Genomic DNA, 15,024 nt, shown 5'->3' on the forward strand with positions numbered 1-15,024 from the left:
TCACCTACGATGGACCGGGCCCGGCTGTGCGGTCGGGGCACCGGGTCGTCCCGCGAGGTCTCGCGGGACCCACGAGTTCGGGAGTGCACGTGCCTGCGATCCTCGAGAAGGTCCTCCGCCTCGGTGAGGGCCGGATCCTCAAGAAGCTGTCGGGCGTCGCCCAGCAGGTCAACGCGCTGGAGGACAGCTTCACGTCGCTGTCCGACGCCGAGCTGCGCGAGGAGACCGACCGCTTCAAGGCCCGCCTGGCCGACGGTGAGAAGCTCGACGACCTGCTCGCGGAGGCGTTCGCCGCGGTCCGCGAGGCCGCCCGGCGCACCCTCGGCCAGCGGCACTTCGACGTGCAGCTCATGGGCGGCGCCGCCCTGCACCTCGGGAACATCGCCGAGATGAAGACCGGTGAGGGCAAGACCCTGGTCGCCACCGCGCCGGCCTACCTCAACGCGCTGACCGGCAAGGGCGTGCACGTCGTCACGGTCAACGACTACCTCGCCTCGTACCAGGCCGACCTGATGGGCCGCGTGTACCGGTTCCTCGGCCTGACCACCGGCGTCATCCTCACCGGGCAGACCCCGGCCGAGCGCCGCGTGCAGTACGCCGCCGACATCACCTACGGCACCAACAACGAGTTCGGATTCGACTACCTGCGCGACAACATGGCGTGGAGCACCGAGGAGCTCGTGCAGCGCGGCCACCACTTCGCGATCGTGGACGAGGTCGACTCGATCCTCATCGACGAGGCCCGCACCCCGCTCATCATCTCCGGCCCCGCGTCCGGCGACGCCAACCGCTGGTACGCCGAGTTCGCCAAGGTCGTCCGCCGTCTCCAGCCGGAGCGCGACTACGAGGTGGACGAGAAGAAGCGCACCGTCGGCGTGCTGGAGCCCGGCATCGCACGCGTCGAGGACTACCTCGGCATCGACAACCTCTACGAGTCGCTGAACACGCCGCTGATCGGCTTCCTCAACAACGCGATCAAGGCGCAGGAGCTGTTCAAGCGCGACAAGGACTACATCGTCGACAAGGGCGAGGTCCTGATCGTCGACGAGCACACCGGTCGCGTGCTGCCCGGCCGTCGCTACAACGAGGGCATGCACCAGGCGATCGAGGCGAAGGAGGGCGTCGCGATCAAGGCCGAGAACCAGACGCTCGCCACGATCACGCTGCAGAACTACTTCCGCCTGTACGACAAGCTCTCCGGGATGACCGGTACCGCCGAGACCGAGGCTGCCGAGTTCCAGGGCACCTACAAGCTCGGCGTCGTGCCGATCCCGACCAACCGCGGGATGCAGCGCATCGACCAGACCGACCTGGTCTACAAGGCCGAGGCCGGCAAGTTCGACGCCGTCGTCGCGGACATCGTGGAGCGGCACGCCGCCGGCCAGCCGGTGCTCGTCGGCACCACCAGCGTCGAGAAGAGCGAGCTGCTGTCGGGCAAGCTGCGCAAGGCGGGCGTCCCGCACGAGGTGCTGAACGCCAAGCAGCACGCCCGTGAGGCGTCGATCGTCGCGCAGGCCGGCCGCAAGGGCGCCGTCACCGTCGCCACCAACATGGCCGGTCGTGGCACCGACATCATGCTCGGCGGCAACGCCGAGTTCATGGCCGTCGCCGACCTCGCCGCCCGCGGGCTCGACCCCAAGGAGAGCCCGGAGGAGTACGAGGCCGCCTGGCCCGACGCCCTGGAGAAGGCCCGCGAGGCCGTCGCCACCGAGCACGACGAGGTGGTGGAGCTCGGCGGTCTGTACGTGCTGGGCACCGAGCGCCACGAGTCCCGCCGGATCGACAACCAGCTGCGCGGCCGCTCCGGCCGCCAGGGTGACCCGGGCGAGTCCCGGTTCTACCTGTCCCTGCAGGACGACCTGATGCGGCTGTTCAACTCGGGCATGGCCGAGTCGATGATGACCCGCGCGGGCTTCCCGGACGACATGCCGCTCGAGGCCAAGATCGTCGGCCGCGGCATCCGCTCCGCGCAGTCGCAGGTCGAGGCGCGCAACTTCGAGATCCGCAAGAACGTGCTCAAGTACGACGACGTGCTGTCCCGGCAGCGGGAGGTCATCTACGACCAGCGCCGCCGCGTGCTCGAGGGCGAGGACCTGCAGACCCAGGTCCAGCACTTCATCGAGGACGTCGTCACCGACTACGTGCAGGGCACCACCGGTGAGGGTCACCCGGAGGAGTGGGACCTCGAGGGCCTGTGGACCCAGCTCCGCGCCGTGTACCCGGTGTCGATCACCGTGGACGACGTCGTCGAGCAGGCCGGCGGCCTGGGCCGGGTCACCCCGGAGCTGCTCACCACCGAGCTGCTGTCCGACGCGCGGATCGCGTACACCGAGCGCGAGACCGCCCTCGGCGAGACGAACATGCGCCAGCTGGAGCGTCGTGTGGTGCTCTCGGTGCTGGACCGCAAGTGGCGCGAGCACCTCTACGAGATGGACTACCTCAAGGAGGGCATCGGCCTGCGCGCGATGGCCCAGCGCGACCCGCTGATCGAGTACCAGCGCGAGGGCTACCAGCTGTTCCAGGCGATGACCGACGGGATCAAGGACGAGGCCGTCGGCTTCCTCTTCAACCTCGAGGTCAAGGTCGCCGAGCCCGCCGAGGGCCAGACGGACGGCGCCGTCGTCCCGGCCGAGGGTGAGGCGGCGTCCTCCGACGGCGCGGCGCCGGTGCTGGTCGCCAAGGGGATCGACGGGCCGGAGCGCCAGGTGCCGCTGCAGTACTCGGCGCCCAGCGAGGACGGCGACGGCGGCACCGTGGTCTCCCGTGACGGCCGCTCCTCCGCGAGCAGCGGCTCCGCCGGCACGACGACCTCCGCCGGCTCCGACGCGGCGGACTCCGGCGCGTCGAACCGTGAGGCCCGCCGCAAGGCCGCGCGCAAGCAGCAGCGCCGCTGACTGACGCCCGTGGGGTGGGCCGGTGCCGTGCGCGCCGACCCACCCCACGGACGTTCCCGGGGCCGGTGCGTCGCGGCATCGCGGCGGTCCAGCGCGCGGCACGCCGGGTTGCGGCGTGGTCGGGCCGAAGCGGCCCGGTGCGATGCGTCGCGGCGCGATCCAGCGCGGTGCGACGCGGCTCGCGATCGTCGGGCGGACGAGGAGAGCCCCCGCCCACCCGACGTCGCGCCGGCTTCCGGTGTCAGCCGATGACCAGCTCCGCGGCGCGCCACCGACCGTTGCGCCGCACCAGCCGGAGCGCGACGGCACGCACCCGCCCGACGTGCGAGACCACGACGGCGGACTCGACCGTGTCCTCGTCCACCCGCATCATCCGCAGCGCGCGGACGACGGCGCGCAGGCCCTGGGCGGCGATCGTGCCACCGACCATCTCCGGGCGTCCCGTGGCCGAGGTGGCCGGACCGCCACCGGCGGCAGGCCCGGACCGGGCACGAGGTCGGGAGGCACCAGCGCCGCCGACGCGGGCACCGACGGCGGAGAGCGCGGCCCGCTGCCCGAGCGCCTCGTAGACCTCGGGCAGCAGCCACCGGGCGAGCTGGGCCTGCTGCCGCGCGCCGGAGAGCACCTCGACGGTGGCGATGGCGATCATCATCGACGCCTGGTCCGGGTCGACGACGAGGCCGACCGGTGCGCGTTCGCCCGGTGCGCGGGGTGTGCGCCGGGCGAACGCGGGCAGCGGTGCGTCGCCGCGGGTACCGGGTGACGAGGCGAGCGTGGTGCCGGTGCCGGTGCCGCGCGGGCGGGGGATGACCCCGGGCGGGGCGCTGCTCCCGTGCGGCGCGCCACCGTCGCCGAGCGCGGCGCTGTCGACAGGGCTGCTGTCCTCGTGGCGCGCACGGCCGACGTGCGGCGTGCCGCCGTCGGGCGGGGCGCTGCCGCCGTTCGGGATCCGGGTGGGGACGCCGCGGTGCGGCGCGGCGGGCGTCGATGCGGGCGCGCTCGGGACCAGCAGGGGTGACGGGACGAGCCGGACGGTGGGCACGGTGCTCACAGGACCTCCTCGGTCGTGGGTCCCCGGGGGCGGAGGTCCCGGTCTACCCCGTCCGGGTGACCGCGGTCCACGCCGCTGACCTGCACCTGTGGACAGAACAGGACAGCGCCGGCCTGTGGATGACGACGGGTCCGCGGGTCGTGGCTGGGAGCACCGGCCCGGGCACGGCACACTGGTGCCGTGCGCCTCTACGTCCCCGCGACCCTCGACGAGCTCGACACCCTCACCGGCCCGGACGCCGCCCTCGCCGGACCGCGGCGTGCCCACGCGGTGACGCCCCGGCTGAGCGGTCTGCTGCCGGACGAGGACGAGGAGGGCTGGGAGTTCGCCGCGCAGCTGATGGCCGCCGACGACGCGCTGGTGCTGCTGGCCTCTCGCCCGCAGGCGCCGACGCTGCGGCTGCTGGTGACGGTGGAGGTCGCGGACTCCGCGGTGGACGTGACGCCCGCGGCCGAGGACGAGCCGGTGAGCCTGGTGACGCTGGTCGAGCCGCTGGACCTGGACGACGTGGTGTGCGCGCTGGTGGACGAGCCGGCGGCGCGCGCCGAGGTGGTGCGGGCGCTGGACGGCGACGACGCGGCGCTGGACGCCCTGGGCGAGCGCGACCTGCTCTGGTACGACGTGAGCGAGCTCACGCGCATCCCGCGCTGACCCGCTCTCGCTCGACCTCGCGCGCGGATCGACCCGGCCTGCGCGATCCCGCGCGCCGATCGACCCGGCCCGCGCGAGCCCCGCGCTCAGTCCGCGATCAGCGGGTCGAGCACCTGCAGCGTCGCGCTGTGCAGCAGCCCGTTGGTCACCAGCGCCGACCCGCCGAACGGCCCGTCGACGCCCTGCACCGACGTGAACCGCCCGCCGGCCTCGGTGACGATCGGCACCAGCGCGGCCATGTCGTGCAGCGCGAGCTCGGGCTCGGCGGCGATGTCCACGGCACCCTCGGCGACCATGACGTAGGACCAGAAGTCGCCGTAGGCGCGGGTGCGCCACACGCGGCGCGTCAGGTCGAGGAAGTGGTCGAGGCGACCCTGCTCCTCCCAGCCGGACAGGCTGGAGTACGACAGCGAGGCGTCCTGCAGCCGGCCGACCTGCGACACCTGCATCCGGGTCGCCGAGGTGAGCGAGCGCCCGCTCCACGCGCCGGACCCGGTGGCGGCCCACCAGCGACGGCCCAGCGCCGGGGCGCTGACCAGGCCGACCACCACCTCGTCCCCGTCGAGCAGGGCGATCAGGGTGGCCCACACCGGCACGCCGCGCACGAAGTTCTTGGTCCCGTCGATCGGGTCGACCACCCAGCGGCGCGGCCCGTGCCCGGTGTCCGGCATCTCCTCGCCGTGCACGGCGTCCCGCGAGCGGGTGCGGGACAGCTGCGCGCGGATCAGCGCCTCGGCGGCACGGTCGGCGTCGCTGACCGGGGTGAGGTCCGGCTTGGTCTCGACCTGGAGGTCCAGCGCCTTGAACCGCGACATGGTCAGCGCGTCCACCTGGTCGGCGATCACGTGGGCCAGGCGCAGGTCGTCGTCGTACCGGGGGGTGGTCATGCGCTCCAACCTAGCGGTCGGCGGGGGAGGGCACCGGCCCCGCTCAGCCCTCGGCGGCGCCGGTGCGGCTGACCAGCAGGCGGCGGAACGAGTCCACCCGCGCGGCGCGGGCCTCGCGCTCGGTGTCGTCGCCGGCGGCCTCCACCCACTCGTCCAGGGCGCAGTCCGGGGCGTCGGCGGCGTGGGTGCAGCCGCGCGGGCACTCCTCGGCGACCTCGGCCAGGTCCGCGAACGCGCCGATCAGGTGGTCCGGGTCCACGTGCGCCAGGCCGAAGGAGCGCACGCCGGGGGTGTCGATCACCCAGGTCGGCTCGTCGGCGTCGGGCACCCGCAGGGCGACCGCGGAGGTGGAGGTGTGCCGGCCGCGCCCGGTGACGTCGTTGACCACGCCGGTGGCGCGCCGGGCGTCCGGCACCAGCGCGTTGACCAGGGTGGACTTGCCAACGCCGGAGTGCCCGACCAGCACGGAGGTCCGTCCGACGAGCGCGGCGCGCACCGCGTCGATCCCCTCGATGTCGGCCTCGACGGCGCCGCGGCTGGACACGACCACCTGCACGCCGATCGGCTCGTAGAGCGCCCGCAGCGGTCCGGGGTCGGCGAGGTCGGCCTTGGTCAGCGCGAGCAGCACGTCCATGCCGGCGTCGTAGGCGGCCACCACGCAGCGGTCGATCATGCGCGTGCGCGGCTCGGGGTCGGCCAGGGCGGTGACCACGACGAGCTGGTCGGCGTTGGCGACGATCACCCGCTCGACCGGGTCGGTGTCGTCGGCGGTCCGCCGGAGCACGGTGGTGCGGTCCACGATCCGCACGATCCGCGCCAGCGAGCCGTCGGCGCCGGAGGTGTCGCCGACCAGGTCCACCCGGTCGCCGGGCACCACGCGCTCGCGTCCGAGCTCGCGGGCCTTCATGGCGATCGCGACCCGCTCGGCGGGACCGTCGGCGTCCACCAGGACGGTGTACCGGCCCCGGTCGACGCCGGTGACCAGCGCGCGCTCGGCGTCGGCGTGCTCCGGTCGGGTCTTGGTGCGCGGACGCGACCCGCGTCGGCCCGGGCGGACCCGGACGTCGGACTCGTCGAAGGTGCGGCGCGCCGCGGCGCTCACGCGAGCATGCCGTCCCACAGCCCGACGAAGTCGGGGATGGTCTTGGCGGTGGTGGCGACGTCCTGCACCCGCACGTCGGGGACCACCAGGCCGATCAGCGCGCCGAAGGTCGCCATCCGGTGATCGGCGTAGGTGCGCACCGTGGCGGCGTGCAGCGGGCGGGGGGTGATCAGCAGGCCGTCCGGCGTCTCCTCGGCCTCGCCGCCGAGCCGAGTGATCTCGGCGGTGAGCGCGGCCAGCCGATCGGTCTCGTGCCCGCGCAGGTGCGCGATCCCGCGCAGCCGGGTCGGGCCCTCGGCGAGCACGGCCACCGCGGCGATCGTCGGGGCGATCTCTCCGGCGGCGCTGAGGTCCAGGTCGATGCCGCGCACGGTGCCGGTGCCGGTCACGGCGAGCACGTCGCCGTCCAGCGCGCAGCGCGCCCCCATCCGCTCCAGGATCCCGGGCAGCAGCCCGCCCGGCTGGGTGGTGCTCGCCGGCCACCCCGGGACGCGCACGGTGCCGCCGGCGACGACCGCCGCGCTCAGGAACGGTGCGGCGTTGGACAGGTCGGGCTCGACGCGCACGTCCCGCGCGCGCAGCGGGCCGGGGGCGACCCGCCAGACGGCGTGCTCGGAGTCGTCCACCTCGACACCTGCGGCGCGCAGCACCTCGACGGTCATCTCGATGTGCGGCACGCTCGGCAGGCTGGTGCCAGTGTGCCGGACGGTCAGCCCCTCGGTGAACCGGGCGCCGGCCAGCAGCAGGGCGGAGACGAACTGGGAGGATCCCGAGGCGTCCACCGCGACCTCGCCGCCGCGCACGGCCCCGGCGCCCGCGATCTCGAACGGCAGGAAGCCGGGCTCGCCGAGCGCGCGGGTGCTGACGCCGAGGTCGCGCAGCGCGTCGAGCACCGGCCCCATCGGCCGCACGCGGGCACCGGCGTCGCCGTCGAAGGTGACCGTGCCGGCGGTGAGCGCGGCCACCGGGGGCACGAAGCGCATGACGGTGCCGGCGAGCCCGCAGTCGATCGTGGTCGCCGGGACGGTCGCATTGGTGGCCAGCGGCTCGACCAGCCAGTCGCCGGGGGCGTCCGGGGCGTCGGTGATCCGCACGCCGAGCGCGCGCAGCGCCTGCGCCATGAGCAGGGTGTCGCGGGAGCGCAGCGGGGACCGCAGCCGACCGGGGCCGTCGGACAGCGCGGCGGCGACCAGGTAGCGGTTGGTCAGCGACTTCGACCCGGGCACGTCCACGGTCGCGTCGAGCGGCCGGGTGACGGTGGGGGCGGTCCAGGCGTCCGCCAGGGAGGCGTCGGCGAGGTCGGCGGCGCTGTGCGAGGTCATGGGTCCCAGGTTATCGGCCGGGGAGGTCCGACCCGGCGGGTGTCCGCGCGGCGGGGCGGCGGGCTCCCGGGATCGTGGGGGAGCGGCCGGTCGAGCGACCCCCGCCGGCCTGCTGCGCGATCTCGTACGAGTGCGCCGTGCGTCCCGCCCTCGCGGCGTCAGCCCAGAGCGTCAGCCGAGCGCGTCGGCGACCGCGTCCCGCGCGGCCCCGGCCTTCTCCACCGCCGCCCGCGTCGCGCGTGCGTGCTCCACCCGCCAGGCGATCCCGGGACGCCCGGCGGTGTCGGCGGCGGCGATCAGCGCGCCCCCGGTCAGCGCCAGCGAGCGGACGAACCGGCGGCGGCGCTCGGCACGGTCGGCCTTCTCCGCGGTCTCCTGCGCCGAGGCCGTGCGGCGCGGGTGGGGCAGGTGCGGGCGGTGACCCTCCGGGGCGTCGGCGGCGGCCAGCGGCAGCGTGAGCCCGGCCAGCGCCAGGGCGGCGGTGCGCGGGGCGCGCCCGGTGGCGAGCATCAGCGCCGCGACGGCGGTGGCGGCGCCGTGCCCGCGGACCAGGAGCGTCAGGTCGCGCTCGCTGGGCCGGCGGAACCGCTCCAGCGGACCGAGGGAGCCGTCGGGGACCATCGCGGTGGCGCGGCCCAGGGCGTCCCGGGCGACCTCGACGTGCGGGGCGGGGTGCCGGACGGCGTCGATCCCCTCGGTGAGGAACCACGACGCGAAGAGCGGTCGGGCGATCCGGCGCAGCAGCATGACGTCCTCCCTCGCACGGCCCACGCGGTGCGGACCAGCGGTGATCCGCGTCGTGCGGGCCACCTCCACCCACGCTAGCCGCCCACCGGCGGGAATGCGTCGGCTGTGAGCAGTGTTGTCCCGGCCATGAGCTGCACCACCCTCGAGCGCCCCTCCGTGACCGGCGCCACCGGCGGCGCGGGCACCGCGGTGCTCGACGCCCGGCCCGTGGCGGGCTCCATGCCCTCGGGCGGACTAGGCTCGCCGGTGATGAGCGACGACACCACCCGCGCCCCCGAGACCGAGGACGACGCGGCGCGCAGCGAGCGGTTCGAGACCGAGGCGCTGGTCTACCTGGACCAGCTCTACGGCGCCGCCCTGCGCATGACGCGCAACCCCTCGGACGCCGAGGACCTGGTGCAGGAGACCTTCGCGAAGGCGTTCGCGGCGTTCCACCAGTACCGCCCGGGCACCAACCTCAAGGCGTGGCTGTACCGGATCCTCACGAACACCTTCATCAACTCGTACCGCAAGAAGCAGCGCGAGCCGCAGCAGTCCCAGGCCGACGACATCGAGGACTGGCAGATCGCGCGCGCGGAGTCGCACACCTCGACGGGCCTGCGGTCCGCGGAGGCGGAGGCGCTCGACCATCTTCCGGACTCGGACGTCAAGGACGCGCTCGCGCGGCTGCCCGAGGAGTTCCGGATCGCGGTGTACCTCGCAGACGTCGAGGGCTTCGCGTACAAGGAGATCGCCGAGATCATGGGCACCCCGATCGGGACGGTGATGTCCCGGCTGCACCGTGGGCGGGGTCAGCTGCGCGAGATGCTGGCCGACTACGCCCGCGACCGGGGGCTGGTGGTCGCGGCCCCGTCCGGGTCCGAGCCCGGCACGGGATCGTCGAGGAGGGCACGATGACGGGGTGGGACACCGCGGAGGGCGGGTCGGCTGCGGTCGGCGACGCGTCGCGCACGGCGGAGGTCGTCGGCGGGTGCGGTCCGGACTGCGAGCAGGCGCTCGGCCGGCTGTTCACCTACCTGGACTCCGAGCTGGAGGCGACGGACGCCGAGCAGGTGCGCGCGCACATCGAGGACTGCCGTCCCTGCCTGGACGAGCTGGCCGTCGAGACCATGCTGAAGAACCTGGTCAAGCGCTGCTGCCAGGAGGAGGCCCCCGCCGACCTGCGGGTGCGTATCCACGCGCAGCTCACCACGCTCAAGGTCGTCCGGCCCGAGCAGGCCTGACGCGCGACCGCAGCGCGTGACGAGCAGAGCATGACGAAGGGCCCGGTGCATCAGCACCGGGCCCTTCGTCAGATTCGCGCGCGACGCTCAGGCGTTGGGGCGCTTGCCGTGGTTGGCGGAGCTCCCGGCGCGGGAACGGCGCTTGCGGCCACGCTTGCTCATCGATCTCTCCCTGGTCTGGCGTGCGGCCGACGATGGCGCACGCGAGGGTGCTCCGACGGCCCGAGGACTCCCCATCGTCCCACACCCGGGCGGGTGGTTCCGCATCGGGGGAGCGCGGGCGTTCAAGGCAAGGCCCTTCCCGGCCGATGACCAGGGGGTGAGCGAGCAGCCCCAGTCCGTCGTCCCCCTCCTGCACGCGCTGGCCCAGGCCGGCGGGTCCGACCTGCACGTCAAGGTCGGCTCCGAGCCGCGGGTGCGCGTGGACGGCCGGCTGCGCCGGTTGCAGGTGCCCTCGCTGTCGCCGCGCGACACGGCGCACATGCTCGAGGAGGTGCTGCCGGAGGACCTGGTCGACGAGTTCCGTCGCACCAAGGAGGCCGACTTCGCGTTCTCGCTGTCCGGCGTCGGGCGGTTCCGTGTGAACGCCTACCAGGCGCGCGGCACCTACGGCCTGGTGTTCCGCCTGGTCGCGATGGGCGTCGAGTCGCTGTCCGAGCTGGGGCTGCCGGAGGTCGTCGGCGAGCTCGCGCTGGAGCCGCGCGGGCTGGTGCTGGTGACGGGGCCGACCGGATCGGGCAAGACCACGACGCTGGCGTCGATGATCGACCTGATCAACACGGTGCGCGAGGCCAACATCATCACGATCGAGGACCCGATCGAGGTGCTGCACCAGGACAAGCGCGGCATCATCTCCCAGCGCGAGATCCGGCAGGACACCGACGACTTCACGGTCGCGCTGCGTGCCGCCATGCGTCAGGACCCGGACGTGATCTTCGTCGGCGAGATGCGTGACGTCGAGACGGTGCGCGCGGCGATGTCTGCGGCGGAGACCGGTCACCTGGTGCTCTCGACGCTGCACACGATCGACGCCTCGGAGTCGGTGAACCGCATCGTCGACTTCTTCCCGCCGCACGAGCAGCAGCAGGTGCGCGTGGCGCTGGCGCAGGCGCTGCGCGGGATCGTCTCGCAGCGCCTGGTGCGCCGTGCCGACGGCCAGGGTCGGACCGCGGTGGTGGAGGTGCTGGTCAACACGGGCCGTACTGCCGAGGCGATCCTCGACCCGGCGTCGGCGGAGCCGCTGGTGGACCTGATCCGCCAGGGCGACTACTACAAGATGCAGACCTTCGACCAGCACCTCGTGTCGCTGGTGGCGGACGGCACGGTCGCCTACGAGGAGGCGTGCGCGGTCGCGTCCAACCCCCAGGACCTCACCGTCGAGCTGCGCAGCGTGGGCCTGATCTCCTGATCCGCTCGACGTGTGTGGGACGCACGAGGGTTGTCGTGCGCGGAGACGCGATATATCGTGTCGGAACGCGATATATCTCGAACGCGAGGAGAGTGCGATGGCCACGGAGTCCTGGGTCGTGATCGGCCCGCAGGTGATCGAGGTCGACGGCGCGCACGCCGTCAACGTGCACGTGAACGGCGGCCGGGTCGACGTGGTCGCGCACGACGACCCGACCCGCACCGACGTCCGGCTGGAGGTGCACCGTGTCGACGGCTTCCCGCTGGAGGTGACCTTCGCCGACGGTGAGCTGCGGCTCCGCGTGCGGTCGGTGACCGGGCTGGACGGGATCTTCGAGCGGCTGCGCGGGCCGCACCACCGCGACCGCATCGACGTGCACCTGGCCGTCCCGCAGCACGTGCGCGCCTCGCTGGCCTCGGTGAACGCCGACCTGCTGCTCGCCGGGGTGCAGCAGGACGCCTCGGTCAGCACGGTCGGCGGAGCGGTGGTCGTGGACGGCACCCGCGGTGCGCTGTCCACCAAGAGCGTGTCCGCGGACGTCGTGGTGCGCGATCACGTGGGCGACCTGTCGATCGGCACGGTCTCCGGCGCGGCCACCGCCTCCGGCGCGCTGGCCCGGGTGCAGGTGACCACGGTGTCCGGCGAGGTGACGCTGGACTGCCTGGCGGCGACCTCGGTGTGCCAGGTGCGCACGGTCTCCGGCGACATCGCGGTGCGGCTGCCCGCCGGTCACGGCGTCGGCATCCAGTCCAGCAGCGTCTCCGGCCGGGTGGTCGTGGACGGGGTGGAGCACGGCGAGCGGCGTCCCGGACGGACCTCGGTGGACCTGCGTGACCCGCAGGCGACCTGCTTCGTCACCTCGCACTCGGTCTCCGGGCACCTGACCGTGCTGCACGGCGCCCCGCTGCCGGAGGGGTCCGGGGTGGGGAGCGCCGACTGATGCCGCCGGTCTTCGCGCACGGTCAGCTGCGGCTCTACCTGCTGTCCCTGCTGGAGGACGGCCCGCGGCACGGCTACGAGCTGATCACGGCGCTGTCCGAGCGGTTCGGCGGCACGTACCGGCCCAGCGCCGGCACGGTGTACCCCCGGCTGGCCCGCCTGGAGGAGGACGGGCTGGTCCGGCGCACCGACGCCGGTCGCAAGAGCCTGTACGAGCTGACCGACGCGGGCCGTGCCGAGCTGGAGGAGCACCGCGACGAGCTGGTGGCACTGGAGCACGACCTGGCGGACACGGTGCGGCGGCTGGCCGCGCAGGTGCGGCACGAGGTCACCGGGGCGATGGCCGGGATGAAGGCGGACCTCGCGGCGGCGGCGCAGGAGGCGCGCGCGGCGGCGGTGCGGGTGGCGGCGGTCGCGGGGGAGGCCGTGCAGGGCGGTGGCTCCTGGGCCGGCGGTCCGCCCGGTGGTTCCGGCGCGGGTACGACCGACCCGGCGCCGGGTGCGACCCCGTCCGGAGCGCCGCACCCGCACGCTGCCCCCACCGAGCAGCCCCACCCCACCGACCGCGCCGAGCAGCGCAGGCGTCGGGCCGAGGTGGAGGCGGAGCTGATCCGGTTCCGCGAGGAGGTGCGCGCCGCCGTCCGGGTGGCCGAGGCGCACGGGGACCTGCCGGCGCTCACGGTCGACACCGTCCGCACGGTGCTGGCCAGCGCCCGCTCGGCGATCACCGGCACCCTGCCGCGCCGCTGAGACGCGCGCCGGGTCGCCGTCGCGCGGGCCGCCGCACGCCTCAGCGGCACGCGCGCGGCGCGAGGTCTCAGGCGGCGTCGTCCGGCAGGCCGAGCCAGGTGCCCCAGTGCGAGTGCAGCACCAGCCAGGCCATCAGCCCGTACCCGGCCTGCCCGGGGAGGGCGCCGTCGCCGGCGGCGAGGTCGGCGAGCCACTGCTCGTGGGAGACCAGCGGCGTGAAGGTGTCCACGTAGGGCACCCGGCGGCGGGTGGTGACGTCGGCGAAGGCCGCCGAGAGGTCGGAGAGCGCGGTGGGGTCGGTGCCGGCGCCGGGCGGCGGGCCGATCACGAACGCGGACATCCGCCGCTGGTCGGCGGCGTCGAGGATGTTCGCCAGGTTGAGCCGGCTGCGGGCCAGCGAGAGGCCGGCGTGCAGGTCGGCGCGCCCGAGCGCCACCACCAGGCGGTTGTCGGCCTCGGCGGAGGTGCGCAGGTCGACCTCGGCCTCCCAGCGGGCGGACAGGCCGGTGGTGGTCTCGCCCGGGACGGCGAGGGTGAGCACGGTCGGCGGGACGGGTGTCGTCGTGCGCGCGGCGACCCGTCCGACCCAGCCCAGCGCCTTGGGGTCGCCGGCTCCGGCGGCCAGCTCGTCCCCGATCACCAGCAGACGCACCGGCAGCTCGCCCACAGTCCCCACCCCACCCGTTCTCGACCTTCAGCCCCGCACGTACCCCCGCGCGGTGACTCCTCAAGTCTCCCAGGTGGTCCGGTGCGGGCCGCAGAGCGACGCGCCTCATCGGTGGCGCAGCGGGTCGGACCCCTCGGTCCAGTCGTGGTGCGAGGCCGGCGGCCGACGGTTGCCGAGGCCGTCGCGGCGGACGGCGAGCACCAGCCGGACCGCCCACCACGCGGTGAGCGCGATCACGATGAGCAGCAGCGACGTGTCCATGGCAGAAAGTCTGTCGTCGCGCAGATCGCGACACGAGTGGCAGCAGTGCCGGTCTCCATCGAGATCCCGCCAGAACCGTGCCACACTGGCCGCATGCTCCAGCGCGTCGCCGCCATCGCGGTCCCGGGCCTCGCCCCCTTCGAGCTCGGTCTGGTCTGCGAGGTGTTCGGGATCGACCGGTCCGACACCGGCGGCCCGACCTTCGACCTGACCGTCTGCACCCCGGAGCCGGGGGTTCTGCCGATGAAGACCGGGCTCGCGCTCACCGTGCCGGACGGGCTGGAGGCCACGCAGGACGCCGACCTGGTGATCGCGCTGCCCTTCGACGCCTCGGCCGCGGTGCCCGAGCCGGTGCTCGACGCGCTGCGCGCCGCCCGGGCCCGGGGCGCCTGGGTGATGAGCATCTGCTCCGGGGCGTTCGCCCTGGCGCAGGCCGGGCTGCTGGACGGCCGGCGCTGCACGACGCACTGGATGTACGCCGACGACCTCGCCCGCCGCTACCCGCGCGCGGAGGTGGACCCCGCCGTGCTCTACGTGGAGGACGACGGGGTGATCACCAGCGCCGGCACCGCCTCGGGCATCGACGCCTGCCTGCACCTGGTCCGCCGCGAGCTCGGTGCCCGCCAGGCCGCCGCCGTCGCGCGCCGGATGGTGGTGCCGCCGCACCGGGACGGCGGGCAGGCGCAGTACGTCGACACGCCGCTGCCCTGCGACGCCGACACGCTCGGTCCGCTGCTGGCGTGGATGGTCGAGCACCTGGACGCCGAGCTGACCGTGCCGGACCTGGCAGCCCGCGCGCTGATGTCCGAGCGCACCTTCGCCCGGCGGTTCCGCGCCGAGACCGGCACCACCCCGGCTGCCTGGGTGACCCGCCAGCGGCTGGTGCGCGCGCAGGAGATGCTGGAGCGGACCTCCGCCGGCGTGGACGAGATCGCCCGGCGCAGCGGCTTCGGCGGCGCGGCGATCCTGCGGCACCACTTCGCCCGGGTGCTCGGCACCAGCCCGCAGGCCTACCGCCGGCAGTTCGCGTGCACGACCGAGGCCGAGGAGGCCGCCCGCGTGGCGTGACGGCCCCCCGGGTGCCGTCGGCGCACGCACGAGGGCCGGGCCCCGCCCTCGGCG

Annotated in this window: 16 protein-coding genes; 8 read left to right on the top strand and 8 right to left on the bottom strand. The window is 74.5% G+C overall.

Annotated features, from left to right (window positions below; translation table 11 throughout):
- Nucleotides 1–89 precede the first annotated feature (89 nt).
- Complete coding sequence (gene secA, locus ACZ5HG_RS05675; protein ID WP_464180963.1) at nt 90–2,894, top strand: preprotein translocase subunit SecA; 2,805 nt, start codon at nt 90–92, stop codon at nt 2,892–2,894.
- Nucleotides 2,895–3,135: 241 nt separating this feature from the next.
- Here secA and ACZ5HG_RS05680 read toward each other — a convergent pair whose 3' ends face one another.
- Nucleotides 3,136–3,945: an Rv3235 family protein gene (locus ACZ5HG_RS05680; protein ID WP_464180965.1), complete on the bottom strand. Its 810-nt coding sequence runs from the start codon at nt 3,943–3,945 to the stop codon at nt 3,136–3,138.
- Nucleotides 3,946–4,125: 180 nt separating this feature from the next.
- On the opposite strand from ACZ5HG_RS05680, the gene ACZ5HG_RS05685 reads away from it, so the two are divergent.
- Nucleotides 4,126–4,596, top strand: a complete 471-nt coding sequence (locus tag ACZ5HG_RS05685; RefSeq protein ID WP_464180967.1) for a DUF6912 family protein — start codon at nt 4,126–4,128, stop codon at nt 4,594–4,596.
- An 86-nt stretch (nt 4,597–4,682) separates the two neighbouring features.
- Here the strand turns inward: ACZ5HG_RS05685 and hisN are convergent, their stop codons facing one another.
- From hisN to ACZ5HG_RS05705, 4 genes are all read right to left on the bottom strand, one after another.
- The gene (hisN, locus tag ACZ5HG_RS05690) at nt 4,683–5,483 is read right to left on the bottom strand and encodes a histidinol-phosphatase (protein WP_464180968.1); all 801 of its coding nucleotides are present in this window, start codon (nt 5,481–5,483) and stop codon (nt 4,683–4,685) included.
- 43 nt (nt 5,484–5,526) lie between these two features.
- Complete coding sequence (gene rsgA / locus ACZ5HG_RS05695) at nt 5,527–6,585, bottom strand: ribosome small subunit-dependent GTPase A (RefSeq protein WP_464180970.1); 1,059 nt, start codon at nt 6,583–6,585, stop codon at nt 5,527–5,529.
- Entirely contained in the window at nt 6,582–7,907 is a 1,326-nt protein-coding gene (aroA, locus tag ACZ5HG_RS05700; protein WP_464180971.1) for a 3-phosphoshikimate 1-carboxyvinyltransferase, read from the bottom strand. The genes rsgA and aroA overlap by 4 nt, the downstream gene beginning before the upstream one ends.
- Before the next feature lie 171 nt (nt 7,908–8,078).
- Nucleotides 8,079–8,654 carry a DoxX family protein gene (locus ACZ5HG_RS05705; protein WP_464180973.1) on the bottom strand — a complete coding sequence of 192 codons (576 nt, stop codon included), beginning with the start codon at nt 8,652–8,654 and terminating at the stop codon, nt 8,079–8,081.
- A gap of 126 nt (nt 8,655–8,780) precedes the next feature.
- Here ACZ5HG_RS05705 and ACZ5HG_RS05710 point away from each other — a divergent pair, with 126 nt between their 5' ends.
- Nucleotides 8,781–9,551 (top strand): sigma-70 family RNA polymerase sigma factor, encoded by a 771-nt coding sequence (locus tag ACZ5HG_RS05710; protein WP_464180974.1) that lies wholly within the window; start codon nt 8,781–8,783, stop codon nt 9,549–9,551.
- Complete coding sequence (rsrA, locus tag ACZ5HG_RS05715) at nt 9,548–9,877, top strand: mycothiol system anti-sigma-R factor (RefSeq protein ID WP_464180975.1); 330 nt, start codon at nt 9,548–9,550, stop codon at nt 9,875–9,877. Before ACZ5HG_RS05710 ends, rsrA begins: the two co-directional genes overlap by 4 nt.
- Nucleotides 9,878–9,964: 87 nt before the next feature.
- Here the strand turns inward: rsrA and ACZ5HG_RS05720 are convergent, their stop codons facing one another.
- Nucleotides 9,965–10,039 (bottom strand): 50S ribosomal protein bL37, encoded by a 75-nt coding sequence (locus tag ACZ5HG_RS05720; protein WP_123371254.1) that lies wholly within the window; start codon nt 10,037–10,039, stop codon nt 9,965–9,967.
- Nucleotides 10,040–10,196: 157 nt separating this feature from the next.
- Between ACZ5HG_RS05720 and ACZ5HG_RS05725 the strand changes: the two genes are divergently transcribed.
- The 3 genes from ACZ5HG_RS05725 to ACZ5HG_RS05735 all read left to right on the top strand — a co-directional run bounded on the left by ACZ5HG_RS05725 (nt 10,197) and on the right by ACZ5HG_RS05735 (nt 12,974).
- Nucleotides 10,197–11,285, top strand: coding sequence for a type IV pilus twitching motility protein PilT (locus tag ACZ5HG_RS05725; RefSeq protein ID WP_464180976.1), 1,089 nt, complete (start codon nt 10,197–10,199; stop codon nt 11,283–11,285).
- 97 nt (nt 11,286–11,382) lie between these two features.
- On the top strand, nt 11,383–12,225 hold the full coding sequence (locus tag ACZ5HG_RS05730) for a DUF4097 family beta strand repeat-containing protein (RefSeq protein WP_464180978.1): 843 nt from the start codon (nt 11,383–11,385) through the stop codon (nt 12,223–12,225).
- A complete protein-coding gene (locus ACZ5HG_RS05735) occupies nt 12,225–12,974 on the top strand; it encodes a PadR family transcriptional regulator (RefSeq protein WP_464180979.1) in 750 nt (249 codons plus the stop codon). Before ACZ5HG_RS05730 ends, ACZ5HG_RS05735 begins: the two co-directional genes overlap by 1 nt.
- A gap of 67 nt (nt 12,975–13,041) precedes the next feature.
- Here the strand turns inward: ACZ5HG_RS05735 and ACZ5HG_RS05740 are convergent, their stop codons facing one another.
- Both ACZ5HG_RS05740 and ACZ5HG_RS05745 read right to left on the bottom strand, forming a co-directional pair.
- Nucleotides 13,042–13,641 carry a GDSL-type esterase/lipase family protein gene (locus ACZ5HG_RS05740; protein WP_464180980.1) on the bottom strand — a complete coding sequence of 200 codons (600 nt, stop codon included), beginning with the start codon at nt 13,639–13,641 and terminating at the stop codon, nt 13,042–13,044.
- Nucleotides 13,642–13,746: 105 nt separating this feature from the next.
- Complete coding sequence (locus ACZ5HG_RS05745) at nt 13,747–13,902, bottom strand: hypothetical protein (protein WP_464180981.1); 156 nt, start codon at nt 13,900–13,902, stop codon at nt 13,747–13,749.
- 93 nt (nt 13,903–13,995) lie between these two features.
- Between ACZ5HG_RS05745 and ACZ5HG_RS05750 the strand changes: the two genes are divergently transcribed.
- The gene (locus ACZ5HG_RS05750) at nt 13,996–14,970 is read left to right on the top strand and encodes a GlxA family transcriptional regulator (RefSeq protein WP_464180982.1); all 975 of its coding nucleotides are present in this window, start codon (nt 13,996–13,998) and stop codon (nt 14,968–14,970) included.
- Nucleotides 14,971–15,024: the final 54 nt, after the last annotated feature.

The sequence above is a fragment of the Cellulomonas sp. GTC20042 genome, from assembly GCF_055389595.1.

Coding starts and splice junctions, on each gene's coding strand:
- ACZ5HG_RS05750 (WP_464180982.1), top strand. CDS start 13,996: ATGCTCCAGCGCGTCGCCGCCATCGCGGTCCCGGGCCTCGCCCCCTTC.
- ACZ5HG_RS05745 (WP_464180981.1), bottom strand. CDS start 13,902: ATGGACACGTCGCTGCTGCTCATCGTGATCGCGCTCACCGCGTGGTGG.
- ACZ5HG_RS05730 (WP_464180978.1), top strand. CDS start 11,383: ATGGCCACGGAGTCCTGGGTCGTGATCGGCCCGCAGGTGATCGAGGTC.
- hisN (WP_464180968.1), bottom strand. CDS start 5,483: ATGACCACCCCCCGGTACGACGACGACCTGCGCCTGGCCCACGTGATC.
- aroA (WP_464180971.1), bottom strand. CDS start 7,907: ATGACCTCGCACAGCGCCGCCGACCTCGCCGACGCCTCCCTGGCGGAC.
- rsrA (WP_464180975.1), top strand. CDS start 9,548: ATGACGGGGTGGGACACCGCGGAGGGCGGGTCGGCTGCGGTCGGCGAC.
- ACZ5HG_RS05705 (WP_464180973.1), bottom strand. CDS start 8,654: ATGCTGCTGCGCCGGATCGCCCGACCGCTCTTCGCGTCGTGGTTCCTC.
- ACZ5HG_RS05710 (WP_464180974.1), top strand. CDS start 8,781: ATGAGCTGCACCACCCTCGAGCGCCCCTCCGTGACCGGCGCCACCGGC.
- ACZ5HG_RS05735 (WP_464180979.1), top strand. CDS start 12,225: ATGCCGCCGGTCTTCGCGCACGGTCAGCTGCGGCTCTACCTGCTGTCC.